The following is a 23,692-nucleotide window of genomic DNA, read 5'->3' on the forward strand; positions in this document are numbered from 1 at the left end:
CTATTATATTACATAGGGGGTAAGATAGGGGCTAAAATAGATAGTCAAGAGCATGTTTCGAGCGTCTTATCATAAACGCTTTGGCGTTTTTGAAGCGACTTACGAAACACCTTTGCGGGCCTGTTTTCTTGGATGAAAACAGGCCCTTAGGGATTCCGGCTTACGCCTCCACCCCCTTTCATTTCTGGTCGGCTGGACGCCTCCCGACAATGAAATTCCCCCGCGCGGCGTCAGCCATCTTCGACGACTGACCACCCCCATAAGGGTGCTGCGGATTCCCGGCACTTTCGCTTCGCTCCAGTACCGTGTATCCTTGCCCTTAGTGTCGTGTCGCCTCTACCGGCGAAAAGGCGCGAATCGGCGTATACGCCTCAAGCCGCGCTTTTCTCCGTTAAGAGGCTCACTCCACTTTCGGGTAGCGGCGGTTCCCCCTAGCGGGGAACCTTGCTCCACCCTAAGGGGGGTGGTCAGTCGTCTTCGCCTTTGGCTCGCGCCCTGACGCCGCGCGGATTACGCGGATTGAACGCTCCGCGTCCTATGCTTCACCCTGAACGGGAGAAGCCCAGGATAGACCGGCATTTTTCGCGTGGGCGCAAAAAATACCTTTGTTCCCGCGTGGGCGCGGAAACAATCTATTCAATTTGCTTAAAGACGTAACCCGCCCCCTAAGGGGGCTTGTTGTCCGTGCTCCATGTAAGATTTTACGTTATCCACAGATCCACAATTGCTATGCGCCGCCTTACGTCGTCGCACCGCTCCCGTTCTCAGGTTCGCTAAGGGCGACCTGTTCACTGGCTTACGCGCATGTGGATTTGTGGATAACAGAGTTGAAGATTTATGTTCTATGCTTCGTGCAATATATAAGAGAGTCCGTTACCCACAAATTCACATTCGCTTTGCGCCGTCTTACGCCGTCGCCCAGCATCGTTCACCGAGCTTATCGCCGGTTCACTTGCTGACGCTCAGGTGAATATGTGGATAACGATATTTTTTAACAGGAGCTAATCTTGAATACGTTTGACATCAACGCTCAGAAACGAGAAAAAGTTGTATTGTGGCTTGCCAAATTTGGCTTTTCATCCCGCGATCTATTATCAAAAATGTTAGGGGTGAACGTTGAAGGTCAGGGTGCTTTTTTTAAAAAACTGGTTGAGAGTGGGATCACCAAAGAAGAATACGTACCGGGAACCAGAAAGCGGATTGTTACGTTAACCCCGGATGGGATTCATCAAGCACGGATTTATAGCCCGGAGCTTGATGTTAAAGTTTTAAGAAAGTTTCCTCTGCATACTCTTATTCACAGTTACAGCATTCAGACCTTCCTCACAACACAGAAAGGCGTGAAGGAATTCTTTAGCGAGTCAGAACTCGCAAAGAAGAATTTTATTCGTCGCCCCGACCTGCTGATCGTTAATGCATCTGGCGTCAAGATTGCGATAGAAGTCGAGCTAACACAAAAAGACGTTAACCGTATCTATTTCAATTTCTACGGTCATATGCAGGACTGGCAACATGAAAAAATTGATCATGTAATTTATCTTTTTTCGTCGTCGTCTGTACTTTCAAAATACGAAGAACTTTATCTAAAAAATCTGTGGCCTAAGTTCGTGACTAACGACGGCAATATACGTCATATGACCCGCGCCGGTTCAGTTGAACCGTCACCGGCACATTCACACGGCCTCGTCATTTTTCATCAATTCGAACCATACGCTTTGTGACAGGAGAACGAATCTATGGAATATCCATTTGGAACTATCCCGGATGAAAACACTACAGGCATTAAACGCTGGAACCTTATCCATGACGAGATGATCCCTATCATCAAACTTTACAATCTTCCCGACATAACGGACATTTTTATAGACCGATATGATCGCATCAGTGTTATGCGAAAAGGGATGATTGAAAAGACAAACTGTGCGTTTGAATCAGAAGAAGCGTTGGTGTCACTGATTGAACAAATAGCTACAACTCTTAACCAAGAGTTCACCTTGGCTTCTCCGCTTTTTGATGCTCGCTTACCGGATGGAAGCCGTATCAATGCTACGCATGTTTCAACGACGCCTTCCGGTGCAACTATGTCATTGCGTAAAGTGCCAAAACAAACGCTCGTTAAAAATGATTTCACCGAATCGGGCATGTTAACGAAGGAAATGCTCGATTATCTTTGCGACGTGATCATGAGAAAGGATATCTTCCTTATCTCCGGGAACATGGGTTCCGGTAAAACATCGCTCCTTCGTTTGCTCGCTGAATTCATCGACAAAAGAGAGCGATTGATTACGGCTGAGGATACTCAGGAATTGCACCTACACGATATGTTCCCGTTCGGAATAGCGATGGAAGCTCCTAACCGCAAAGATTGTGCTGTAGACCTACCTGCTCTCATTCATTCATCCCTACGACAACAACCTGATCGGTTATGGGTTGGTGAATTGCGTAAAGCAGATGCCGTAGATGCGTTAATGCAGATTATCTATACCGGCGTTCGTGGGTGTGCCGCTACTATTCACGGCAGCAGTTGTCTGAATGCCATCATCCGTATTCAGTATCTTCTGGCCTCGTCAGGAAAGGTTGATTATCACTTAACTGGTGAGCTTATTCGCGGTGCTATAGACGTCATTGTGCAGACGCACCGTGATCCAAAATGGGGACGTCGGGTAACAGAAATAAGCCGCATCATCGACGGCAAGGTCACTATGATATTTAAGTTCAACACTAAAACTGGTGTGCATGAACGTGTAGACGGTGAATGACAATTGTCAGTAATAAATCAGAATGTTCACTTCACAGGTTAAGACTATTCTTGCAATTCGTGAAGTTTCACAGGTTGCGCCATTTTCTTTTTGTTCAAGAAAATTGGCGCGTCTCTCATTTTGTTATTGATCGTAATTTGTAATATATGTAAAGTTCGCGTTAAATAAGCATTAGTTACTTCTTTTCTTTAGCAACTGGCTTATTTCTCCTGCGTGGCGAGCCATCTGGCTGAAAGTCTGGCGGGGGATTGATGGGCGTACGGTTCTGTTCCGCAAGAGCTAACCACTGCGCCCGTTCGTCTAAGGATTGACTCTTTTCTGCGTTTATCGTCATCACGATTTCTGTGGCATCTATCCCCAAGGCATTAGCGATATCTAAGCATTTTTCTCGGCTTAACCAAACCTTCCCATACCTTAGCGTCGTGATGAACTGACGGCTAACACCAAGATAATCTGCGATTTTCCAGTTGGTGTTCAGTCTCGTCTCGCGTTTCAAGGCTTCAACGTAATCGTAAAGTTTCTTCATCTCTTAATTGAACCCGCTCCCGTTCGATGCTATAAGAGTCTTATGTAATACTGAATGGTAATACTTAACCATGCAAGAACAACAGACCCAGAATGTTGAAGTGCAGGGAAATCCAAATCTCCGCAACGCAAAAGTGTTCACTGACAGGCGCATGAAGGCGGGTATACCGCAGCAAATGTACATCCTCTTAGTGTTCCTGAATGGTTTTGCGTTAGTTCTGGCTATCAAGTTTTGGAGTATCCCGGCGGTGCTGGCCTTCATTGTTTTTGTACTGTTAACGGTTATCCCGGTTTACATAATCCACAGCGAAGATGCAGACGCTCACATCGTCTGGCGTCGTGTGATTTTTAGTTCCGGGAACCTTAACAATAGCAAAACTACCCAGCGTAAAGTTGTTTTTATCAAGCTCTCAAATAACAAAGGATGATGGTACATGAAACAGAAAGTTGTTGGTAAGTTTTCAATGATTAAGCACAGGGTTGCACAGGGCTGTTCACTGGCAGGTGCGCTGTTTTTTTCAACGGCAGCACNTGCAGTAAATAACGATGTGTCGCTCCCTTCCGCAGACAGCAGCTACTTACAGAAAATCATCACTTGGATGCAGGACGTGATGAACGTTGTTGGTGGTGCGGGTACGCTGTTTGTCGCGTTCGTATCTGCGTGTGCTGCAATCCTGATGTGGATTGCTATTCCAAAGCAGAGCGGCGGTGCGTTGGCTTGGGTAATGCGTGTGTGCATCGGTGCTATCGCAGTATTCAACCTTGCCTTGCTGTTTACTTGGTTACAGGCGTAAGGAGGTAACACTATGCCTTCTAGTCCATATAACGAACAACTGAATCTTGCCGGTCATGAACAGAATGCTATTTATACCTATACCGGCACGGTGATCGGCGGTCTGGCTCTAACCGGTGTAGACCCTTCATCTATGACTGAGCCGGTACGCAAATCTCTCAGTATGGTTTTACGCAACATCGTCCAGTTGCTTCCGGCCAACGTATCGTTATCAGAATATTATCTGCACTACGAAGGCGCGAAAATTAAGCTGGCTGATCGTGAACATCCACGCAGCCAGCTTCTTTCTAAACGTCGTCAGGCATTCCTTAACAAAGTTCGTAATCTGAATAGCTCACGGCTGGTCTGGATTATTGAGATCATGCCTGATGAAAATCTCAACAGCATTTTTTCAACTACTTTTGCCAAGAACCTTTTCAACAGTATTTTTGACGCAGATGCACGTAAACGTGTTGGCTTGGTGTTCAAGAACAGCGATGCGTTTATTATTGAGCAAGACGAGTACAAAAAGCAGTGTCGTAAGCTGCGCGACACACTCAAAGACCTGAATGGCCGCCTGTCTTTCTTCTCCCCGGAAAATGCCGAGATGGGCGTTGAGGGAATTTGGCGTCTACAGAAGTTTCTCGCCAATTTTAACCCTCGTTATTTGACCTCTAAAGCTTGTCCAGTGCCGGTGGATAGTTGGGATCAGTACACGCTTGACGGTGAAGACGTGAAGAACGTCATTATTGATGGCGTCCCTATGCTGAAAATAGAGTCAGGGACACCGGTTTATGTCCGTATCGCGAGTATCATTCAGCAGGGGCAGAAATCTGTACCTGAGGGCGTGTGGACGAGTGATGCAAGCGGCAAGCGCCCTGCTCTTGTTCGCGGTAACTATGTTTATTTCAATCGCTTCTCTACCGTAACAGCTCTTAAGCGTTCATTTATTCTTACCGCTAAAGAGAACGAAATTTATCGTAATCAGATCAGCTTCGCTGAGTTGATGAATAATCGCGTCGATGGGGAACGGCTGGAAAACAAAGTCAAACAAAATCCGCATCTTAAGAAGATGCAGGAAGAATTAATGGATGCCACCAACTCACCGGATCGCATCGGTGAGTATGTTTCATCTATCGCTGTATTTGACACTGACCCCTACAAGCTTATTGATACCGCTAAGGAAGTTGATCGCGTTATTTCTGACTCAATGACCCTTGTGTGGGAAGGTGTCGGTCTGGAAGACGCCTATTTCAACATGCAGATTTGTTGCCCGAAAAAGTCCTACAGAACGATGCTGTATAACTCGTCTCAGGTCGGTGCGGCGGCTTTATTTTACCGTTCACATGAAGGTATCAAAACGTGGCAGAAAGGGTTTGAAACGGAAGAAGCCGTATATGTGCTTGAGTCTGACGACGGCGTACCTTTCCACTTCTCCTCAAGCGTTGCGGATAAAAACCTCATTATTGGTGTAGGGCCAACCCGCTCCGGTAAGTCGTTCTTTAAGAACGTCATAGCCACACATTTTTCTAAACTCGGCGGTATCTACTCAGCCCTTGATATTGACCAAGGTACAATTCCTGTCGCCAACTTCTTTAAAGAGGATGGTGCGGCTTTCACACTGTCTCAGGATATGAGGAAAGGCTTTAATACTTTCGCGACGGTAATAGATGCTAACGATGAAGATTTTATTATTCATGTCATTGAACAAATAAAATTGATGCTCAGATTTAATGAACGTGAAGACGAAAAATACCTCACAGCAGATGAAACCAACGAAATTGCCAATTCGTTAAAAAGTCTCTTAAGGCAGCAATTCTCCGAAATAGAGGGGCGTCTTTCCGTTAATACCCTGTCTACGCTAATGGCTAAATGCGGCAGAAGTATTCGTAATAAAATGGCAGTGTTTTTTGAAAAAGGCCACTATGCGCGACTTTTTGATAATGAAGTTGATGCCATTGGCGTTTTAGATCTTCCTGTCTCCGTGTACAACCTTGCCGCAGTAAAAGACCAGCCGCAGACCGCGCAGCTTATACAGCATGAAATCTTCTTCCGCACGGTGCGGCTGTTCGAATCGGAGAAGTACCGCGAACTGCCAAAAATGCTCGATATTGACGAAGCGCAATACACGCTGTCAGTCCCCGGCGCGGCAAATTGGGCGATTACCAAGGCGCGTACTTGGTTCAAGCACGGCGGCGGTATGAGTTTCTGGACACAGAACCCGGAGCACTATTCGAAACTGGATGAATGGGAAACCCTGCGTTCAGCCGCGTCAGTATTCATCTTCATGAGTGACCCAAACGGGAACGTTGAGCATTACGTTAAGGCTTTTGGTATTTCTGCTGAACAGGTAGAGATAATCAAGAATCTCAAACGTGCGCAGCAGGCGTATATCGTTATCCCTGAGGCTCAGATCGCAAAGGTTGTTAACCTCATTGTTGAGTCAGAACAATACGCTATCTGTACCTCGACACCTCATGAAGCCGCATTAGCCAAACGTATTTATTCAGAAGTGAGCGATATAGACGAAGCCGTATCCCGGATTGTTGACGGTCTTAGTATGCCGAGAACGCCGGAAGAAACCGAACGTGATAAGGAGACTATGTACTTATGAAACGTACATTAATTGCGATTCTTTTAGCCGGTGTTTTCAGCGGCTCCGTATATGCCATCATTCCGGTAACGGATGCGACGCAGATTGCCGGGCAATTGCGGGAAATCTCGCAGGGTATCCGTGATTACGAGCAGTATATGAAGCAAACCGTTCTCAGTAATACTCAGTTGCTGGAAGCCTATAAACGCTACGATCAGATGCTGGCCGACTACCAGCAGGTGTTACGTGAAGCGGAAGCACTGAAAGCACAGCTAAAGGGGGTTGATCTACAGAACTTCCTTGACCAGCTTAAGAGTGTTGATCTTTACGACCCTAAATATGCGTCTGGAGACGACCCGAACGTTGGCAGTCAGCCGTGGGACGACGCTGTAGAGCGTAATAAGCTGCTGAACGGTTGGGGTATGAGTGATGAAGAATGGTCACAAATGAATGCGGCGATCCCTTACAGCGGTGATGATCGAGAACGTGCAAAAGCTATTTTTCAATATCGTAAACGTAAAGCAGAATCATCTGTTAGACAGGATATAGCTGGTAATAACTTCGACCAAAATATTTCTAAACAAGCAGAAGAAGCGCAAAAAACACAGGATGCACTTGATACATTAGGCGATAATGATCAACTGGCAACCATGCAATTAATGGCAAAACAGAATCAATTGATAATTCAGCAAAACCTTAATCAACAGGCACAAGGGAATACTGATTTCAAAATGTCTAACCAAATCGCTAATGATTATTTCAATAAAATGGCTAGAACAAGAGAGCTAAAAGAAAAAGCTATGGCAGATGCTTTTAAAGGAGATAAATAATGAAAGTTAATTCGGTTGTTGTTTCAGCGCTATTGGTTGTATTTTCATCCTGTGCAGTAGCGGCTGAACGTTATGTTGACCCTATTCAAAAAAATATTGATGAACAGCATTCAGCACTTGTACAAAAATATAAGAAAACATGTAAGGCAAAAAACCGTATTAGCTGTGAGTTTGAAGCAAAAGATCATGCGGAGGAAGATATACCCTCTCGTGGTAGTCTCAGCTATTCCAAAAAAACTTATGCGGGATATTCATCAGCTCAAGCAAAATCAAAATTGAAAGAGTTGGTGTCATTGTATGACCGTATTGATGGACAGAGCAAATCTTCATGGGATGGTAAAATGACACCAACTCGTATTGAAAGCGAAATTCGTTGGTTAATGGTTAATAAATTAGGGTTCGGTACTGGTGATGTTATTCAGGCAAAAATGTATTTAGGTTTGCCAGTCTAATCGGCTGACAACTTGGTTAAAAATTACCACCTAAAATAACGGTGGTGAAAATTACGGTTTCACCGTAAGGGGGTTGCTTTGTCTAAAAACAAAATTATTATATTTTTAGTCTGTGCCTTATCTGCGTTTCCTGCATTCGCTATTGATAACGCATTGACGCAAAAAATAGATGCAAATATCAATGAATACATCAATTCCGTAATGTCCAGTTCAGGCAGTGATATTTATATGTTCGTTATGGCTGTGGCTACCTTCCTAATGTTTGTGTGTGCTGCGGGTGAGATATTAAAGTTCATAGCCGGTAAGGCTGATTGGGTGGCAATATTAACGTTAGTTATCCTCTGGATTGTGACTATGGCATTAATCACATCATTCGGCATGGTAACAGACACTATTAAATATGCATTTAATGAGTTGGCCGATACTTTCCAGTATTTAACCATTGGCTCTCGCGATAAATTATTCCTATCGAACTTTATTGATGGCGTTATCAACAAGGCTGTTCAGGCTCCTGATGTTGGCTTTACTGACGCAATTTATATGTGGGCGATAACTATCATATGGGCGGTTATCTCATTGTTCTTGCAAGTGGCTTTCTATTTGTCAGATGTTTACGCCACGTTAGGTATTGGGTTGGCACAAATGTTAGGAGTCCTGTTTATCCCATTCCTGATTGCTCCTTGGACTCGCGGGATCTTCGATGGTTGGGTTAAATTCTTTATTGGTTGGGGTGTCTGCGGTTTAGTTCTTCGCATTACCTGTCTTCTGAGCATGTTGGTAATGAAAGCCACAATAAATGCAGCGGGTGATTTCCAGAACCCAGGATCTGCGCTGATTGATAGCAATTACGATATATCCGCTCCCTTAGTAGTGACAGACGAAAACCTTGGTTTATTGATAGCCATTATTGTATTCGGTTTTATTTCCTGCGTGATGATTTTCAGCTCGTACTCGTTTGCAAAAATGCTGGCTTCTGGTGTTGGTTCTGCGAGTAACGCTGCAACAAATGCAGCAAAACAAGTGGCCGCGCAAGCTGTTAAAGCTGTACTTTTATAGGTAACTAATTATGCCATTAGATAAAAAAGACATTGATACAAGCAACCGGGTAGCCAGCAAAACAAAATTTGCTGTGTTGCGTACAGACCGGAGTATTTTACTTGCTGCGGTGTTCGGTCTGGCTTTAATAAACATATATGCCGTAGTGAAATCTAATAATGCGGTAGAAGCATCTAAACGCACTCATGAGGTTGTATGGGTGAAAATGTTTCAAGATGGCACTACGGCTATAGATGAATTCAAACCAGAAAATGAACAGCCGGTGTTTGTACGAACTATTAATGCTGGTTTGTCAAAATATATTGAGTCTCGTTTTCAAACCCACCCTGAGACTATTAAGAGAGACTACGCGGAAGCCGGTGTATTTTTGGGCGATTCGTTATTTAATTTGTTTACTGATAAAAGTGCATTCAATGCAGCAGAAAAAGCCACGATTATTTCTTCCAAGCCGGAATCACAGCCGAGAACTGATATTTCAAATATTCGACTAGATCACTATGATCAAATCGAAGGTGATTTTTCAGGGACTAAAAAACCTGTCATTCGCACCACTATTACGTGGGATGAAACGACATTCAATAGTGAAGGGAAATCTGACGGTAAAAAAACACCGCATATGATCCGCATTACATGGACTTTGTTGTCTCGCGATGAAGTAAGTAAAAAATCCGTGGGCTGGTTACGCATTAACCCGCTCGGTATCGTTATTTTGTCTCAAGAAGAACTGGATAGGTAATTATATGAAACTGAAAAAGACACTTTCCCTTTTAGCTGTTACCGCTGCGTTTACCTATTCAAATGCAGAGGCGGCACAGTGCCGTGTTGTGAGTTGGAAAGAGAACATGGTGCTGAACGTTAATTCAGCCCTCTATTTGGGTACGCGTGTCCAGTTACCCGAAGGAACGCAAATAGTGACTTCTGAGCCTAAGAATTCAAATATTTTGTGGGACGTAGACGGAGCCGCCAATCAGATTCTTATTCGCCCAACGTCGGCAGAGGTTGGCGGTGAAAAGACAATGGCAACTGTATTCCTCACCAACGGTCAAGCCTTAGATATTGAGGCTACACGCGTACCCGCCTCACAAAATATGGCGTGTGTCGTGATTAATGGTAATAGCAACGGGATTCTTAGTCGTTCTGATCGTAGCGCCATTAACTCTTATTCTTCATCCGGCATGGCTGATGCCGGAGCTATGCGCAGTCAGTTAAACGAAATGCGCCTTAATTCAGAGTCAGATAAACGTACAGCGGTAATGGATGCTTTGCGGAAATATCGCTATCACATTTTTACCCGTTATAACTGGTCTACCGGTAAAGGTTTTGCAGGTAAAAATATTATTTCTGATGTTTATGATGATGGCCGTTTTACCTATATCAGATTATCTAATCCTAATCGTGGGCTTATGGCGGTACAGGCTGAGGTTGGCGGCAAAAAAGCCATTGTCCCAACTAAGTATGATGATGCTTACGCTATCTATTCCATGTCAGGGATTTATCCAAAATTCACACTAACCCTTGATGGCGTGGAGCTGGAAATTAACCGGGCAGATAATGCGACTAACGGAGAATCCTGATAATGGAAGAACGTCAAACGCGCATTGATGAAAAGCCCGCGACCTATAAGCGTAAAGGCCAGCTTTATCTCATTATCGCTGTGGGCACCATAATGTTATTCCTGCTGATCAACATGATTTACAACATTGTAAATCATAACAAAAAGGAAAAAGAAGACGCCCCAAAAGCAACGAAACAACAGACAACAAATACGAATAACGACCCTGATCGGTTTCAAAATCTGCTTAATAGCCGTGAAAAAGCCATGAAGCAGGAAGGGAAAACGTCAGTTCCAGCCAAAAGCCCGTATGACGTACAGCTACCGAAAAATACGGTTTCAGGCGGGGAAGGTGCTGGCACCGGCACGGATAAAAAAGATCTGATTGGCGATGTTGAAGCGCGGTTTAAAGCACAAGAGGTGGAACGTGCTCTCAAAGCCCGTCAGACCCGTTACGCTGATTCCGGTGATGCCATATCACGCCCTGCTGGTAATGCAGCGAGTACCACTACGCGAGCGTCCTCCAATACCGGGGGCAAGAACACGAACGCAGCGCGTATCTCTGAACTGGATCAGCAGCGTAGTAGCTTACAAAGCCGTATTCAGATGATGGAATCCCAGGGCATAGATACATCAGGTCTTACGGCGGCAAATGCTGATCTGGCCGCTCAACGTAAAGCCGTTGCCGGTGCCGGGGTTGGGGGGGTATCGAGCGGCGATTTTGGCGGTAGTTCTGCTAACAGTTCCGTACCTTCCGGGGTTGTCGGGTATGCGGCTGATAATGAATATAAGGCCAGTACAGAGGGCAAGATCAAACTCCCCGTTGGTGCTGAAATAAACGCTATCACAACCTATACCGCGATTTCTGATTATGCCGGTGGCTCGATGAAAGCGATGATCACTAATGACGTTTACGACGCGACTAACTCCTACATCCTTGCCCCTAAAGGTAGCCAGTTACTGATTAAAGCGGTGAAAGCTTCTGGTGTGAATGAGGTCATTCAAAACCGTCTTGCATTCACTGTGCAATGGCTGGTTCTTCCAAACGGTGATCGCATTGATTTTCGCAAGGCCAGCGTTCTTGATCGCATGGGAACGCCAGCGGTTGAAGGCGACGAAGTAGACAGACACCTGATGGCTCAAATTCTTGGTGTTACTGCTTATGCCTTGGTCGGTACAAAAACCAGCTATGAAGGCACCGGAGACGGTAACGAGAGTTTGGCCGGGAACTTTGGCGAGGGTGCGCGTAATCAGGCTGGAGGGATAGCTCAAAAATATCTTCAAATCGTACCTACCGTTTCTCTCCATGCCGGTGCGCCAATCCGCATCATTACCGAAGATGAAATGTTTATCAAACCGTGGAAGGTTCTCTATGAAAACTATGTCGATTAAAACACTGGCCGTACTTTGTCTGGTTGCCCTTCCACTGTTATCGCAAGCGGCGGGAAATCCATTTTCAGGTGATGCGGCACCGGTTAGTAAGCCTTACACCGTAACATCGGTTACGACGAGTTCCAGCCGTCCTATGTATGGCTATGATGCCAATGTAACCGGGAATTTCACCAATGGTGGTGCAATCCCGGCAAATGCAAAAGACCCACGCTATCAGTTTGTTGATCCGCTGACTGTCTACATGCGCACCGTATGGCCGGAAGATGTGACTACCGTTCGACAGGCGATTGATTATCTGCTCGAACCCACCGGCTACCGTCTGACTACGCGCTATCCTGCCCCGCGTGAAGCGGCGTTGTTGGTTGATAAGCCTATTCCACCTATCGCCCGTGTTCACCGCACTATGCCGGTACTGGACGCGTTACAGCTATTGGTTGGCCTCGATAACTATGTCGTGGTTGATCACGCTCATCATCTTGTTTCATTCCAGAAAAACAGGTAACGGCCATGAAAAAAATCATCTTTGCAATTATCGCGCTTGCCCTGCTCTCTGGCTGTACTACCTCGATGAAAGGCGGTAGCGGCCAGTTGTTCGAACTTTCCGACCGTCACGTAATTTACCGCGATTTGACCGCCCCGGAAGGGTTGGGTAACGAGCCGGTTCGTCAGGCTGTTACAGCCCCGGACATTCAGCCATGATGAAACCCGCGCTTGTGATATTGCTTCTTACTATGTGCGGCCAGAGTATGGCCGCCAGTGACGCAGAACTGCTCTATGCGTCGCTCTATGGTGATTCAGCACAACCACAAACCGCGACAGTACCGGCCAGCTATAACAGTGGCCGGTATCATGACGAGGCGACAGCTTCCTCCGAGTGGACACAAGCTATGCAATCGTCATGGGGGAAAACCCGCTCTCTTTCTGAATTAGCCACCATTCAAAAAGAAGTAGTCGCGGAAATTAAGGCGGTTGTTAATCATCCGGTAGTTAATGGGGTACGCAGAAACCTACCCGAAGACATTAGCGTTATCATTAAAAAATACGCTGATAAATATAATATTAGCGAGGAGTTAATAAAGGCGCTCATTCAGCAGGAATCATCATTCAACCCTCACGCTGTAAGTAAAGCTGGGGCGAAAGGGTTAATGCAATTAATGCCAGTTCATACCGATAAACAAGGTATAGACCCATTTGATCCAGAGCAAAATATAAAAACTGGCATGGGGTTTCTTTCTCACCTTCTCAATAAATACGGTGATTTACGTCTGGCTCTTGCTGCGTACAACGCCGGGGAAAAAGCAGTAGATAAATACGGCGATGTACCACCGTATAAAGAGACTCAAGATTATGTGAACCGCATCATGGCGATGCTCGGAGGCTAAATGAAAAAATCAATGATTACCCTAGTGATATGTATTTTATTGGCGCTAGGCGCAGCTCAGGCCGATGATTCATTCACCTTGCAGGACTTAGGGGAAGTGCATCAGGAGCCAGTAGACCCGAACGACCCTTGCACTATCTTATTCTGCATGGGGGGCATGTTATCCGGGAGCAAGGACAAAGAATGCCAGCCTGCAATTAACACGTTCTATTCGCTTAAGAAGTACGGTAGACACGGCTTTGATGCGTGGGAAACATTCAAGAAGCGCCGTGACAAGCTGGATAGCTGCCCGACTGGTGACGATGCGCTCAAGTCAAAAGTTCTGGACGCATTTGGACGTTTAAAGGGCTGATATGATGAAAAGTGGATTCATAAGACACCCTTGGTCTAAAGAGAAAGACTCTATCCGAGCCAGCGTACTCGTAACGGCCATTGAGGACAGAGCGCACAAGTCATGTGGGCTATATTATGAGATTTTTCATCAGCGCGTGATCGACGAGCTGGTCGAGATACTCGGTTACTTAAATAAAAATGACGTAGAAACATTGACGGCAGCCGCCGCGTTTAAGGACTACAAACTCGATGAAGACTCTCTTTTGGCTGTAAGCAATGCCTATCGCGAAGTCTTAAATGAAATCCAGCAAGATCAATATTGACGGGGGGAAGATGAAACCTAGCAATGTAATTTATTTAGATTTAAATCCCGAACATAGGATATTCGAGGATGTAGAAACATATCTCGGCGGCATCGGTAGAATTGTATATCAGGATGATACCGAGCAATTTGTCGATGAATTAGGAAATGAGTTCAGCCCTCGATTACCTGAGGGTGAGCTGGCTAAATTTTGCACTGAAAATATAGATAAGTATGAGGTTTTTTATAATGCGAATCTCTCTTTAATTATTCGCTGTGAAACTCCTGAAATTAAACCGTTCTGGTAATTAAGCGAGGATGTTATGGCTAGCAGAGGAATTAACCGAGTTACTATTGTAGGCAATTTGGGACAAGATCCTGAAGTTCGGGTATTACCGGATAACAGCAAAGTAGCAAATTTTACAGTAGCAACGTCAGAGAGCTGGTTGGACAAAACCAGCGGAGAGAAACGCGAAGAAACCGAATGGCACCGTATTTCTGTTTTCGGCAAGCTCGCAGAAGTCGTCGAAAAGTATCTGATGAAGGGAACGCAGGTTTATATCGAAGGTAATCTGAAAACCCGGAAATGGGTAGATAACGACAATGTGGAGCGGTATACCACGGAAATTGTGATCCGTTTTGGTGGCACGATGCAAATTTTATCCGGTGGCCGTCGCCCGGACAACGGCCAACCACCACCGGCACAGTGATCACATTCTCTCAGGGGAAGGGCTATTCCTTCCCCTTGTAAAACGTCCGGCAGCGTGCTTCCGCTACCACTTTTCATTATCTGGTGAACTTGGCCAGAGCAAGAGTGGTAGCGAAAGCAGTATTGGCTAGGCGTAAGGATTCGTACGTAAACAGGTAACAAGACCAATATTTAGACAGACAACGATGATTGTATCATTTGAAGTACTCTTTAAATTGACCAGTATTTATTAGCTTTAAACGGGGTTTGACGCTCAGTAGGGGTTTGAGGTCCAATGCTGTAAAAAACCACGCTAAGAGTTTAATTCTTTTGTACCGGCTATCAGGGATATTTTTATTTCAAGGGTTTAATTGGGACAGTAAAACCAACGTTATAGCTTAGGTTAAAATTTATATAAACATGCAAAACCAGAACTGGCGTGGCCTGTAGAATGATCTTACACATTTACGCACGAATCCTTACCCCTAGCCGTATTTGGAAAACGAGCACCGTTGAGAGGTTGGCATCGCCAGTCGTACCTCACTAACGCCCTGCGGTTGTTCAATCCCGTACCGCTCCACAGACAAGCTGTAGACCGTTCCCGGATTCTGTGGAAAAGCGGTTATCGGGGTGGTTAGATGTAAACCATTCAGTTATGATTAACGATTCTGGTGATTGATCATCAACCGTAACAGTGGTAGATTTCTGCTACGAAACCTATGTGTTGTAAAGAATTTTGAGGTAGGTCACGCCGAAAGGTGACGAAGGAAGGGTTGAAAAGCCCAAAAAACAAAGCCCCTATAATCTTCTTCTCAGTTTGGCGGCCGGGAGAGATTAGTAGGGGCTAGGCATATAAACCTATGAAGGATTATACCTTATGCATTGTGCAAATCAACCCCCGTTCGCCATAAGTGCGGGCGGGCGTGTCTGAGAATCTAATCCCCGATCTGCATATCGGCCGTAGGCCAAGAAATGCGCATCCGAAGTTTTCGGTTTCTGACGACAAACGGACGTTGCCTTTTAACCTTAAGCTGATGAAAGCCGTTGATGGTTTCACTACGCGTTTCGCTTTTGCTATGTTCGTCTCCTTTGCCCGTTCCACCGGTAAGCGTCGCCGTATGCCGCCACCCTGCCGTAAGCAGGCACTTGAAGCGTTGTTGCAGGCGATCTGTTTCCATTATGACCCGCTGGAAAACCACGTAAACGCGACTATCACTACTATGGCCATCGAGTGCTCACTGGCCACTGAGTCAGCATCCGGTAATTTATCGATCACTCGCGCTACGCGAGCACTGCAATTTCTCGCCCTGCTTGGTCTAGTCACCTATGAAACCGAATATTGCGGTGCGCTTGGGTGCCACTTCCCTACGGATATTTCACTAACACCGGCATTCTTCGATGCGCTCGATATTTCCCCTCAGGCCGTTGATGCAGCGCGTCAATCTCGCGTGTCGTGGAAGAACAAACAGCGAGCCAGACAGGGGCTTTCAAAACTCCCTGTAGACGAGCTGATGTTAGCGGCCATGAAGTCACGCCGTGATCGCTTTTATGACTATCACATGAAGCGTAAGCAGCACGGCCACGAACGAGCCAGAGCACGCCGAGACGCAGAACGGCAACGGAGCGAAATTATGACGCTGGTAAAACGTGAGCTAACCAGAGAAATTGCAGAGCGCCGGTTCCCTGCTGATAAAGACGCAGTAATGGCCGAAGTTTCGCGACGAGTGAATAAAAGGATGATCCTCGCCAGAGGCCATCACACTCGAATAGCAGCCTAACCAGCATAATCTTAAACCTTCCGATACACCCGGAGGCTTCCGCACGTCACCAGCTTGCATTTGAGCAATAAACAACCAAAATTAGCCGGCTACGAGAGTTGGCAATATCAAAAATTGCCTCTACGCGACATTATTCCCATCAGCGATCACCATTTTCATCGACCGGCACCTATCAAAACCCTGTTATCCACATTTAAGTGCAAGGGATTTGGTTCATTAGATACAAATCGTTTACCCCAATAGGTGCGAGTAGTCTTTTAAAGACCTAAAAGATCTTCCCTTTAAAAAGAAAACCTATTCGTAGTCTGTCCTGTGGACAGCCTGATTAATGACCGCCCTTGCAGCGGCCAAATGGCCGCGCCGGTTCGGTATGGTCGCTACGCTTCCCACAATATTTTATGTAGCACCTCCGGCCGATAGCCGGAGGCATGGTGTCAACTGGACACAACTTAGCGAAAAGGCACTTTTCGCCCTTACCTACTTTATCGTTTTGAGTCCGTTAAAACCCGGCTTAACAGGATAGGGGGCGGGAAGTATCGGAAATCAGCCTGAAAACAAGCGTCAGCGGCTCACCAGTGCGATAAAAACGGCACCCCAATCCAACAGCACGGATTAAAAAGGTACAGGCTTACACCTCGTTCCAGTTGACCTGAAAATCTTGCTATTTATGTTGTATATAAATCAGATGTTTTAGGGGGCCGTTTGGAAATTGAAAACCTGAAAAATCAGGAAAACCGGCCTCAGGATCCCGGTTTTTTTCGCTGATAATAGTGTTCCTGGCACAATGGTATTTCACCCGGCGACATGCTGCTCAATACCCTTCCCTCGCTTTTAAAACCCCCAAAAAATAACTTATTGAGCGTGAGCAAAACGGCCAGACGAACGGGCGTACACTGGCGATTGTGCGTAAACCTGTTTGTTGCCGGTACGCAACAAATGGGTTTTCCACATGAGACAATGCACCGGCTCACAGGCAAAAAAAAACCGCCTGAAGGCGGTTATTGAGCGTGCGCAGTGCTATTCCTGATCAGGATTCATATCAAAAATCCCCAAGACAGGGATGATTTCCTGACTAACTCGCCCTGTGATCACCAGAAAATGACGCCAGATGCCATAAGGCACCGCCGCATCCCCGGATTTAAACGCCCGTATCCGTCGATCACCCTGTTTCCACTGCAAGCCCAGCAGTGCGGCCAATTTAGATTCTGAGGCATAATCCGGGAACGTTGCCTGAAACTGGGTGAACCACGCCTTCACGAGCTGCGGATCCGGCGCTTCCCATCCTTCGGACTCTGTGCGCAGGTGCTTATCACCGAACGCGGCTACGTTTAACTCTGGCACTGGCGGGAAGTGAGGCGCATTGAGATTGTGCCGGAGCGTTTCACGGCCACGTTCTGCCCCGTCACGCAGGAGCAACAAACGTTGCTGGTTCATATCAGGTAAATCAATCGTAATAGGCATAACAGCCCCTCAGAGCGTTTTAAAAAAAGGGCAGATAGAGTCTGCCCTGTATTGGTAGCGTGCTAACGCGATAGGTTTAGAGCGGTTTTAGCGCGATATGCTTGATATCAGAAACACGGATGTTAACCAGCTCAAGTGTACCCGTGGCAAGAGGCTTCCATTTTCCTGCTGAATGAATATGCATCAGACAGTAATAAAGGTATCGAGGCAGTAACAGATCAGTCCTGATAACCTTTATCCCTATATGCTCAGGGTTGAACGTATAGGTTGGTTCCCCCACGGATTTTAAAGAGCCTCTACGAACTATCCAGAAATCAGCCTCTGGGAAGCGCGTAGAAACAGCAGCTACATCTTGCAGTTTCATCGTTGCCTTAGTGAATACTAGCCTTCCAGAACGGCGGCTTTCTATTGATTCACTGGCAAATTATATCAGTATATCGGCGCTTTTTTTGTAGCTAAGTTGCTTACCGGCCATTATCCCGGTCTGAAATTAGTAATTCGTACAACCCGGATTCATGCCCCGGTTCCAGAGAGATATTTTTAATACTAAAGCGTTCAAGAACCGACTGAAAATACTCCAACGTTAGTGACGCTGGATCATCTTCATACAGGTTGGAATAGAGCGGTTCATCATGATTTGAAGACTCGATTACCATGAAAAAGTAAGCTAACGGTTGATCCCAACCGACTAACACTTCTACTGTGCCCTTGGGGGTTTCCCCGTCTAACCAATGCTGACTCATAAAGGTTTCCTAAGTAAATTCTATGGATATCCTAGGGGGATTCATTGGATATCCATAGGGTTTATTAAAGAGATCCGTCACGTTCCAATTTTTCACGTAACGCTTCCATGATGTAATTTGCAAAATCAAGGTTCGTTTTATTAGTGTCACGAAGCTTTTGGTGTGCATCAAAATACGTCGTCGGAATTGCTTTCAGAGTCTTGGGACGAACACTACGTACAGGAGACGCGATGCTTGCCGCAGGAGTATTAACTTGTAATGGGGCTTCATTACCAACGCCAACGTCTGAAGCTACATCAAAGACTGATTTATTTTTAGCCAAGGGAACCTCTCAAACATACTTTGAATTTCTTTTAGAAATCCAAAGGGTATACTTTGGATTTCCCATGTATATCTATTTTACATCAAATTTAGCTTGCAACCAGTTCCCGTAGCTCTTTGATCAGCGCTACTATCTCCTTGCCTGCCGCCGAAGAACGGCCATGCCTTACCTCAGTGATCCCCATCCCCTTTTTTAACGATTCAGTGAATCCGTGATTACCACGCCGATAGGATAGGCGGCTATTCAGCAGTGAAAGGTGTTTTGCTTTACTGATTGTGTCATCCATCAAAGGGAAGTGTTTTTGGTTTGGACTTGTTTTGCATAACATCACTTTGGCTTGCAGGTCGATCTTCATTTGCTGGCTGACTTCTGCCAGCGTCTGGTCAAACTTAGCCAACCCTATTTGTTCAACTACATCATCGTTGGCAGGCACGATCACAACGTCTGCCACAGCTACAGCTGTACGGTTGATATCTGCGTCAAAACCGCCGCAGTCAATAAGTACAGTCTTTCCTTCTTCATCGAGTTTCCGCAGGACAGAAAGTAACTCCGTTTTGTTTGATATGACCATCACGTTCCATCGTTCTCCCTCCGGACGCAGCTTGTTGATAATGCTCAGGCTCATAAGGACATCCAGGTCGATAATTACATCCGGGTTAAGTTCGCCAATGATATGAACGACAGACGTTGTTTTCCCTGCACCGCCTTTATGGTGTGACACTGCGTAAATTGCCATGTTTGCACTCCCGTTGATTAATTTTGATATGGATATACTACATAAACCTATTGGATGTGCAAAGTGTTTCTTTTGGATTTCTATGGGATATCCAATAGATTTCCCATGAACGTAAAAAAGGGCTGATTAATCAGCCCTATGATCTGCTATCCGCAGTATTGTAGTGAGCCAGCGAGAAGAGCATAAGTGTATGCCCCATCCCAAACGTCTGATTTTTCCAGAATCCTATGCCGAAGGGCTGTGTAGGCATCCTGAATAGACAGGTCGTCAGTCTCACGTTTCATCATCGTCAGAACTTCAAGCGTCAATGCCATGCCAAGCTGCATATGATCCAGCGAGATGGAAAAATTATCAAACGTGACCAGATAAACTTTTTCCTGTACTGGAAACACATAGAACCCTTTCGGGGGAATGTGAATAGTACCAAACACATCGATCTCAGAGAGGCGGTCAGCAGAAATACGCGCTTTTAACTGCTGCTGATAAAGTTCGTCAAATCGTAGGACGAGTCTCTTTTTGCGCTCGATGTCGTTAAGCAACTCAGACAAAAATTCGCATTCGTTCTGGCTGAAAGTGTTACGGGAGTGATTCATAATGGCTCCTTTTGGGAACCTATCGCCAGTGGCGATAGGTTCGCCATGACGTGAAGGGATTGGAAGGTGCGTTACAACCGGCTATTTCGCACAGATGCCGGTGATTAAATGATAGCACGGGTTTATAAACGTCACTAAAACGTGATTTGATGGACTTAGAAAGGTAGTAAGGATACCTTTAGGGCATCTATGATGCATATTATGGATTTCCATTGGATATACATAAGGAATCCAATATATATCTAATGTATGTTGTTGGTTAACCTATTTAGTTACAATGTCACCTTGTAACAGAAGATCTCCATTTACCGGATAGGTAAACTGTACCCCGCGTTCCCGTCCAATACCTACATCAAGAGCGAACACTTTAAGGTAGTGCTGCGTGCTCTTGAAATCCCTGTGTCCCATGTATGCCTGTAGTGTCACCGGCAGCGCACCGTTCATCGCCAGATGCATCGCGAAGCTGTGCCGCAGCGTTTTAGGCGTGATGGCCGGTATTGAGAAACGCAGCCCGCGCCGCTGGCAGTCGGCCAGTGCTTCACTGAGCCAGTTTCGGGCGGTATCGTCGGTAATGTCCCATACAGGCTTTGTCTGATGCCGTGTGAAGGTCGCCAGATGGTCACGCAGCCGCAGGGTAAAAGCATCGTCCAGAAGCGGTACAGCGCGTTTGACGGGGTTTTTCTTGGGCGGGCGCCCGTTACGGCGTTCAATGCGTTGCTTAAGCGTGTGCAGCACAACATAAGGCCGTGGGGCATCGAGCACGATATCTTCCGGGGTGACGGCCAGCGCCTCATTGATGCGTGCGCCGGTGTTCCACATCAGATCAAACAATGTACGGCGGTACACGCTGCTGACGGCATCGAGCAGTACCGAAACCTCAGGGGCAAGCAGATAGAGCGGATAGCCGGTATACGACGCAGCGAGCTGGCGAAGCGCGTAGGCAAGAGGGTAATCGATACCTACCGGTGCTGAAAGGTGCGCCGAAGCGACGCTACGCGAATTCTGCGAAACCGCGAGGGGTAAGTTAGTCAAAAAATCAATCTCCGCTGTCTGCGTTATTACGTGATCCGCTACGTCTATTTTGACGTAAAACACAGCCCCAGGAATAGAGAAGAAAACCCCGCTGGCAACATTTCCGTTTTCGGGGAAATCCACTTAATGCGGAATTTTACCGAATGGCCGGAGCGGGGCAGGGCAGAACACACCCCCACAGTTGATCGGAACCTGCCCCGTCCGGCACTACATATAGTATCGGTCGCAAATGACCGGCACACAAGATGTAGCGTTATCCACAGAAACGGTGGATAAGTAGGTAAATTCGGCAGAATGGGCGTTTTACCGAATTGCTGTGAGTGGGGCGGTTTACCCAGCGGCAGAACGGCGCTACAGTCAGGGTTTTGATTACAAGGAGTATATATGGCCTTCTCTAAATTGAAATGCACCCTGTTTGATGCCAATGATCTTTATATTATGTTGCGTATGAGTGCTATCGAATATTTCCCTCATGCGTGTGATGGATTAGACGCAGATGAGATATTAAGTATTTTCATGCGTAAACATATGGGCGTTAAATTCACGGTGGAAAATGACGTATCTGAAAGAGGGTTGGTATTCAGTGGTGAAACCTACGAAATATACAAGGGCAAGAATGTCGATGATGGTAAATTAGCTTATGGAAATGAACGCTCCCCCGCATGGTATATATTGAAAATTATGCAATTCCATAAGAAAGATATTGGCTTTCTAAATTACGACATTAATAACATGAGAATTTGGCTGGAAGATAACGATTATATTAAAAATAAGCGTCCTACAGATAAATTTTTACGTGAACGGTTCCTCGTGATTGCTACAGCAAATAAGGAATGAACGTATAGCCCGTTTGCACGGGCTATCTTCATATCACGTTCAGGCTTTCTTGTCGGTTACAGGACGGGGAATGCCATGCTTTTCCAGCAGATCGCCAATGGCCTCGTCGAGCAGACGGCTTTTAGGGATACGCGTCTTTGCGGCCAGCTCGTCAAACAGGGGGACGAGTGGGTTATCCAGCGATGACGTGAAGCGGCGGCGGTTTTTCAGGTACGGTTCAGCCATAGCGAAAGGCTCCATTGAGTAAATGGAGCTAGTGTAGAGTGCTGCCAGATAGATTAAACTGGTTGCACATAGTCACTATATAGTGTCAAAATGTGCAGATAATAACAACATCAGGGAAGGTTTGGTTTAGTCGCCTTTATTTGCGACTTTTTTTTCATTTGCGATCAGGTGTTGGTAATAATGGCATCCAGAGCGGAAATTATTTCATTTCTTGACGAGGATACATTGCAAATAAAGTCCGTGTCTTTAATTTTCTTTACATCCAGAAACGTCAGGGAAGGCGTGAATATATAATAAATTTCATTATTGACAACTGCCTGTGGTGTTATTCTTTTCTGGTTAAGTGAAAGTTCTTTTTGGGATACAAGCGGAACGACAATCCGTGTCGTTAAGTCATCAAAATAATCATTCTGGATAATCATATAATACGGCCAAAGTTTGTTTGTTTTGGCCGATGGATTACGGTAAACGTCGAATTGCCGTGACATTACAGGCTCCCAAAAAATTCATCGTCTGAAAGCATTCCAGCTTTTGCAATGTAGGCGTTCATGGCCTGCATATCCTGCTTCTCTAATTCCCGTTCACCGTTTTTAGTTTCGATAGCCTGTGCCAGAAGTACATCCAGCGTGGCAGAGAGGTTCATGTCCATACTCCGGGCTTTTTCGACCAGTGCCGCAGTAAGATACACGTTAGTGCTTCGCTTGGTGCTGTGGCGGTTTGAAGTGACAGTATTCATCATCGTTGCTCCTATGCGCAGGGTTATGCGCATAAGTATGAACGGAGGATGAAAAACAATCAAGCTTGTGGCTTTACCCATGCATAAAGGCGGCTGACTGAGAGGCCGAGAGCAGCGGCAATGCTTTTCACTGGCTCCTTGGTAAATGGTCGTGCCTTCATCCTCGCGATGGCTTCCTGTTTCAGTTCGGCAGAGACAAGCTTGATAGCCGGGGAATGCTTCCAGATTTGCTTGTTCCTCGCCGTTTCGGATGCACGCTCTTTGGCAAGTGCTGACTTTTCGCGTTTATTGGCCGATTTCCTGTAAGCTATCCGCATCATTTCGACTTGCTCAGCGGGGCATAGCTCTTTATTTTTTATCCGGGTAAGCATCCGTTCCTGACATTTACGCCGGTACGAACGGCTGGCTAATGCAATGTGCTTCGGTATTTTCCAGCGTTCACGATAGTCATTGATTGTTATTGAGTGTGCTTTATTAATATGTGGTGAAAGGAAATCAAAGTATTCTCCACATTCGAGGCACTCTATTTTCACTGAACTGCCATTGTGATCATTCATTATATTTATTTATTTATTATCCCGTCTCCATTTCCAAG

31 protein-coding genes and 1 pseudogene are annotated in these 23,692 nt (G+C 45.9%); 20 read left to right on the forward strand and 12 right to left on the reverse strand.

Going from position 1 to position 23,692, the window contains the following annotated elements; all coding sequences use genetic code 11:
• Window positions 1-1,007 precede the first annotated feature (1,007 nt).
• Complete coding sequence (locus V2A85_RS11270; protein WP_420071448.1) at window positions 1,008-1,721, forward strand: hypothetical protein; 714 nt, start codon at window positions 1,008-1,010, stop codon at window positions 1,719-1,721.
• Window positions 1,722-1,736: 15 nt separating this feature from the next.
• The gene (locus tag V2A85_RS11275) at window positions 1,737-2,759 is read left to right on the forward strand and encodes a CpaF family protein (RefSeq protein ID WP_420071449.1); all 1,023 of its coding nucleotides are present in this window, start codon (window positions 1,737-1,739) and stop codon (window positions 2,757-2,759) included.
• 175 nt (window positions 2,760-2,934) lie between these two features.
• Here the strand turns inward: V2A85_RS11275 and V2A85_RS11280 are convergent, their stop codons facing one another.
• A complete protein-coding gene (locus V2A85_RS11280; protein ID WP_145595569.1) occupies window positions 2,935-3,285 on the reverse strand; it encodes a hypothetical protein in 351 nt (116 codons plus the stop codon).
• Window positions 3,286-3,355: 70 nt separating this feature from the next.
• On the opposite strand from V2A85_RS11280, the gene V2A85_RS11285 reads away from it, so the two are divergent.
• From V2A85_RS11285 to repA, 17 genes and pseudogenes are all read left to right on the forward strand, one after another.
• Window positions 3,356-3,712 carry a hypothetical protein gene (locus V2A85_RS11285; RefSeq protein ID WP_261371783.1) on the forward strand — a complete coding sequence of 119 codons (357 nt, stop codon included), beginning with the start codon at window positions 3,356-3,358 and terminating at the stop codon, window positions 3,710-3,712.
• A 6-nt stretch (window positions 3,713-3,718) separates the two neighbouring features.
• Complete coding sequence (locus V2A85_RS11290; protein WP_420071450.1) at window positions 3,719-4,078, forward strand: hypothetical protein; 360 nt, start codon at window positions 3,719-3,721, stop codon at window positions 4,076-4,078.
• 12 nt (window positions 4,079-4,090) lie between these two features.
• A complete protein-coding gene (locus V2A85_RS11295) occupies window positions 4,091-6,670 on the forward strand; it encodes a VirB4 family type IV secretion system protein (RefSeq protein WP_420071451.1) in 2,580 nt (859 codons plus the stop codon).
• Window positions 6,667-7,479, forward strand: coding sequence for a hypothetical protein (locus V2A85_RS11300; RefSeq protein ID WP_420071452.1), 813 nt, complete (start codon window positions 6,667-6,669; stop codon window positions 7,477-7,479). Before V2A85_RS11295 ends, V2A85_RS11300 begins: the two co-directional genes overlap by 4 nt.
• A complete protein-coding gene (locus V2A85_RS11305; protein WP_420071453.1) occupies window positions 7,479-7,931 on the forward strand; it encodes a hypothetical protein in 453 nt (150 codons plus the stop codon). Before V2A85_RS11300 ends, V2A85_RS11305 begins: the two co-directional genes overlap by 1 nt.
• A 78-nt stretch (window positions 7,932-8,009) precedes the next feature.
• Window positions 8,010-8,987 (forward strand): type IV secretion system protein, encoded by a 978-nt coding sequence (locus V2A85_RS11310; protein ID WP_420071454.1) that lies wholly within the window; start codon window positions 8,010-8,012, stop codon window positions 8,985-8,987.
• A 10-nt stretch (window positions 8,988-8,997) separates the two neighbouring features.
• Complete coding sequence (locus V2A85_RS11315) at window positions 8,998-9,723, forward strand: hypothetical protein (protein WP_420071455.1); 726 nt, start codon at window positions 8,998-9,000, stop codon at window positions 9,721-9,723.
• A gap of 4 nt (window positions 9,724-9,727) precedes the next feature.
• Window positions 9,728-10,561 (forward strand): TrbG/VirB9 family P-type conjugative transfer protein, encoded by an 834-nt coding sequence (locus tag V2A85_RS11320; protein WP_420071456.1) that lies wholly within the window; start codon window positions 9,728-9,730, stop codon window positions 10,559-10,561.
• 2 nt (window positions 10,562-10,563) lie between these two features.
• Entirely contained in the window at window positions 10,564-11,931 is a 1,368-nt protein-coding gene (locus V2A85_RS11325; protein WP_420071457.1) for a TrbI/VirB10 family protein, read from the forward strand.
• A complete protein-coding gene (locus tag V2A85_RS11330; RefSeq protein WP_145595558.1) occupies window positions 11,912-12,433 on the forward strand; it encodes a pilus assembly protein PilL in 522 nt (173 codons plus the stop codon). The genes V2A85_RS11325 and V2A85_RS11330 overlap by 20 nt, the downstream gene beginning before the upstream one ends.
• Window positions 12,434-12,438: 5 nt before the next feature.
• Window positions 12,439-12,630 (forward strand): membrane lipoprotein lipid attachment site-containing protein, encoded by a 192-nt coding sequence (locus V2A85_RS11335; RefSeq protein WP_100936186.1) that lies wholly within the window; start codon window positions 12,439-12,441, stop codon window positions 12,628-12,630.
• Window positions 12,630-13,313, forward strand: coding sequence for a lytic transglycosylase domain-containing protein (locus tag V2A85_RS11340; RefSeq protein WP_420071469.1), 684 nt, complete (start codon window positions 12,630-12,632; stop codon window positions 13,311-13,313). Before V2A85_RS11335 ends, V2A85_RS11340 begins: the two co-directional genes overlap by 1 nt.
• Complete coding sequence (locus tag V2A85_RS11345; protein ID WP_420071458.1) at window positions 13,314-13,664, forward strand: TrbM/KikA/MpfK family conjugal transfer protein; 351 nt, start codon at window positions 13,314-13,316, stop codon at window positions 13,662-13,664.
• Between the two features lies 1 nt (window position 13,665).
• Window positions 13,666-13,968 carry a hypothetical protein gene (locus V2A85_RS11350; protein WP_420071459.1) on the forward strand — a complete coding sequence of 101 codons (303 nt, stop codon included), beginning with the start codon at window positions 13,666-13,668 and terminating at the stop codon, window positions 13,966-13,968.
• Between the two features lie 10 nt (window positions 13,969-13,978).
• A complete protein-coding gene (locus V2A85_RS11355) occupies window positions 13,979-14,254 on the forward strand; it encodes a hypothetical protein (protein WP_420071460.1) in 276 nt (91 codons plus the stop codon).
• A gap of 15 nt (window positions 14,255-14,269) precedes the next feature.
• Window positions 14,270-14,653: pseudogene (ssb, locus tag V2A85_RS11360) on the forward strand (single-stranded DNA-binding protein); the annotation flags it as partial.
• A 904-nt stretch (window positions 14,654-15,557) separates the two neighbouring features.
• Window positions 15,558-16,412: a plasmid replication initiator RepA gene (gene repA, locus V2A85_RS11365; RefSeq protein WP_420071461.1), complete on the forward strand. Its 855-nt coding sequence runs from the start codon at window positions 15,558-15,560 to the stop codon at window positions 16,410-16,412.
• 1,017 nt (window positions 16,413-17,429) lie between these two features.
• Here the strand turns inward: repA and V2A85_RS11370 are convergent.
• The 7 genes from V2A85_RS11370 to V2A85_RS11400 all read right to left on the reverse strand — a co-directional run bounded on the left by V2A85_RS11370 (window position 17,430) and on the right by V2A85_RS11400 (window position 21,224).
• Complete coding sequence (locus V2A85_RS11370; protein ID WP_420071462.1) at window positions 17,430-17,873, reverse strand: hypothetical protein; 444 nt, start codon at window positions 17,871-17,873, stop codon at window positions 17,430-17,432.
• Window positions 17,874-17,949: 76 nt separating this feature from the next.
• Window positions 17,950-18,237 carry a hypothetical protein gene (locus V2A85_RS11375; RefSeq protein ID WP_414061947.1) on the reverse strand — a complete coding sequence of 96 codons (288 nt, stop codon included), beginning with the start codon at window positions 18,235-18,237 and terminating at the stop codon, window positions 17,950-17,952.
• A 100-nt stretch (window positions 18,238-18,337) separates the two neighbouring features.
• A complete protein-coding gene (locus V2A85_RS11380) occupies window positions 18,338-18,616 on the reverse strand; it encodes a hypothetical protein (RefSeq protein WP_420071463.1) in 279 nt (92 codons plus the stop codon).
• Between the two features lie 64 nt (window positions 18,617-18,680).
• Window positions 18,681-18,938: a chaperonin gene (locus tag V2A85_RS11385; protein ID WP_414061949.1), complete on the reverse strand. Its 258-nt coding sequence runs from the start codon at window positions 18,936-18,938 to the stop codon at window positions 18,681-18,683.
• 88 nt (window positions 18,939-19,026) lie between these two features.
• Window positions 19,027-19,674: a ParA family protein gene (locus V2A85_RS11390; protein WP_420071464.1), complete on the reverse strand. Its 648-nt coding sequence runs from the start codon at window positions 19,672-19,674 to the stop codon at window positions 19,027-19,029.
• A 146-nt stretch (window positions 19,675-19,820) separates the two neighbouring features.
• Window positions 19,821-20,267 carry an antirestriction protein gene (locus tag V2A85_RS11395; protein WP_420071465.1) on the reverse strand — a complete coding sequence of 149 codons (447 nt, stop codon included), beginning with the start codon at window positions 20,265-20,267 and terminating at the stop codon, window positions 19,821-19,823.
• 264 nt (window positions 20,268-20,531) lie between these two features.
• On the reverse strand, window positions 20,532-21,224 hold the full coding sequence (locus V2A85_RS11400; RefSeq protein ID WP_420071470.1) for a tyrosine-type recombinase/integrase: 693 nt from the start codon (window positions 21,222-21,224) through the stop codon (window positions 20,532-20,534).
• 459 nt (window positions 21,225-21,683) lie between these two features.
• Here V2A85_RS11400 and V2A85_RS11405 point away from each other — a divergent pair, with 459 nt between their 5' ends.
• Window positions 21,684-22,136, forward strand: a complete 453-nt coding sequence (locus V2A85_RS11405) for a hypothetical protein (protein WP_420071466.1) — start codon at window positions 21,684-21,686, stop codon at window positions 22,134-22,136.
• A gap of 39 nt (window positions 22,137-22,175) precedes the next feature.
• On the opposite strand, the gene V2A85_RS11410 is transcribed toward V2A85_RS11405, so the two are convergent.
• The 4 genes from V2A85_RS11410 to V2A85_RS11425 form a co-directional block, all read right to left on the reverse strand.
• Window positions 22,176-22,361: a ribbon-helix-helix domain-containing protein gene (locus V2A85_RS11410; protein WP_100936167.1), complete on the reverse strand. Its 186-nt coding sequence runs from the start codon at window positions 22,359-22,361 to the stop codon at window positions 22,176-22,178.
• A gap of 164 nt (window positions 22,362-22,525) precedes the next feature.
• Complete coding sequence (locus V2A85_RS11415; RefSeq protein WP_420071467.1) at window positions 22,526-22,849, reverse strand: CcdB family protein; 324 nt, start codon at window positions 22,847-22,849, stop codon at window positions 22,526-22,528.
• A complete protein-coding gene (locus tag V2A85_RS11420) occupies window positions 22,849-23,097 on the reverse strand; it encodes a type II toxin-antitoxin system CcdA family antitoxin (protein ID WP_420071471.1) in 249 nt (82 codons plus the stop codon). The genes V2A85_RS11415 and V2A85_RS11420 overlap by 1 nt, the downstream gene beginning before the upstream one ends.
• Window positions 23,098-23,156: 59 nt before the next feature.
• On the reverse strand, window positions 23,157-23,654 hold the full coding sequence (locus V2A85_RS11425) for a MucR family transcriptional regulator (RefSeq protein WP_420071468.1): 498 nt from the start codon (window positions 23,652-23,654) through the stop codon (window positions 23,157-23,159).
• Between the last annotated feature and the right edge of the window lie 38 nt (window positions 23,655-23,692).

It is taken from the genome of Yersinia sp. 1252 StPb PI (assembly GCF_048593885.1).
GTDB lineage: Bacteria > Pseudomonadota > Gammaproteobacteria > Enterobacterales > Enterobacteriaceae > Yersinia > Yersinia enterocolitica_E.

Coding starts and splice junctions, on each gene's coding strand:
- V2A85_RS11275 (WP_420071449.1), top strand. CDS start 1,737: ATGGAATATCCATTTGGAACTATCCCGGATGAAAACACTACAGGCATT.
- V2A85_RS11280 (WP_145595569.1), bottom strand. CDS start 3,285: ATGAAGAAACTTTACGATTACGTTGAAGCCTTGAAACGCGAGACGAGA.
- V2A85_RS11285 (WP_261371783.1), top strand. CDS start 3,356: ATGCAAGAACAACAGACCCAGAATGTTGAAGTGCAGGGAAATCCAAAT.
- V2A85_RS11295 (WP_420071451.1), top strand. CDS start 4,091: ATGCCTTCTAGTCCATATAACGAACAACTGAATCTTGCCGGTCATGAA.
- V2A85_RS11300 (WP_420071452.1), top strand. CDS start 6,667: ATGAAACGTACATTAATTGCGATTCTTTTAGCCGGTGTTTTCAGCGGC.
- V2A85_RS11305 (WP_420071453.1), top strand. CDS start 7,479: ATGAAAGTTAATTCGGTTGTTGTTTCAGCGCTATTGGTTGTATTTTCA.
- V2A85_RS11315 (WP_420071455.1), top strand. CDS start 8,998: ATGCCATTAGATAAAAAAGACATTGATACAAGCAACCGGGTAGCCAGC.
- V2A85_RS11320 (WP_420071456.1), top strand. CDS start 9,728: ATGAAACTGAAAAAGACACTTTCCCTTTTAGCTGTTACCGCTGCGTTT.
- V2A85_RS11325 (WP_420071457.1), top strand. CDS start 10,564: ATGGAAGAACGTCAAACGCGCATTGATGAAAAGCCCGCGACCTATAAG.
- V2A85_RS11330 (WP_145595558.1), top strand. CDS start 11,912: ATGAAAACTATGTCGATTAAAACACTGGCCGTACTTTGTCTGGTTGCC.
- V2A85_RS11335 (WP_100936186.1), top strand. CDS start 12,439: ATGAAAAAAATCATCTTTGCAATTATCGCGCTTGCCCTGCTCTCTGGC.
- V2A85_RS11340 (WP_420071469.1), top strand. CDS start 12,630: ATGAAACCCGCGCTTGTGATATTGCTTCTTACTATGTGCGGCCAGAGT.
- V2A85_RS11345 (WP_420071458.1), top strand. CDS start 13,314: ATGAAAAAATCAATGATTACCCTAGTGATATGTATTTTATTGGCGCTA.
- V2A85_RS11350 (WP_420071459.1), top strand. CDS start 13,666: ATGATGAAAAGTGGATTCATAAGACACCCTTGGTCTAAAGAGAAAGAC.
- V2A85_RS11355 (WP_420071460.1), top strand. CDS start 13,979: ATGAAACCTAGCAATGTAATTTATTTAGATTTAAATCCCGAACATAGG.
- V2A85_RS11370 (WP_420071462.1), bottom strand. CDS start 17,873: ATGCCTATTACGATTGATTTACCTGATATGAACCAGCAACGTTTGTTG.
- V2A85_RS11375 (WP_414061947.1), bottom strand. CDS start 18,237: ATGAAACTGCAAGATGTAGCTGCTGTTTCTACGCGCTTCCCAGAGGCT.
- V2A85_RS11380 (WP_420071463.1), bottom strand. CDS start 18,616: ATGAGTCAGCATTGGTTAGACGGGGAAACCCCCAAGGGCACAGTAGAA.
- V2A85_RS11390 (WP_420071464.1), bottom strand. CDS start 19,674: ATGGCAATTTACGCAGTGTCACACCATAAAGGCGGTGCAGGGAAAACA.
- V2A85_RS11395 (WP_420071465.1), bottom strand. CDS start 20,267: ATGAATCACTCCCGTAACACTTTCAGCCAGAACGAATGCGAATTTTTG.
- V2A85_RS11405 (WP_420071466.1), top strand. CDS start 21,684: ATGGCCTTCTCTAAATTGAAATGCACCCTGTTTGATGCCAATGATCTT.
- V2A85_RS11410 (WP_100936167.1), bottom strand. CDS start 22,361: ATGGCTGAACCGTACCTGAAAAACCGCCGCCGCTTCACGTCATCGCTG.
- V2A85_RS11415 (WP_420071467.1), bottom strand. CDS start 22,849: ATGTCACGGCAATTCGACGTTTACCGTAATCCATCGGCCAAAACAAAC.
- V2A85_RS11420 (WP_420071471.1), bottom strand. CDS start 23,097: ATGAATACTGTCACTTCAAACCGCCACAGCACCAAGCGAAGCACTAAC.
- V2A85_RS11425 (WP_420071468.1), bottom strand. CDS start 23,654: ATGAATGATCACAATGGCAGTTCAGTGAAAATAGAGTGCCTCGAATGT.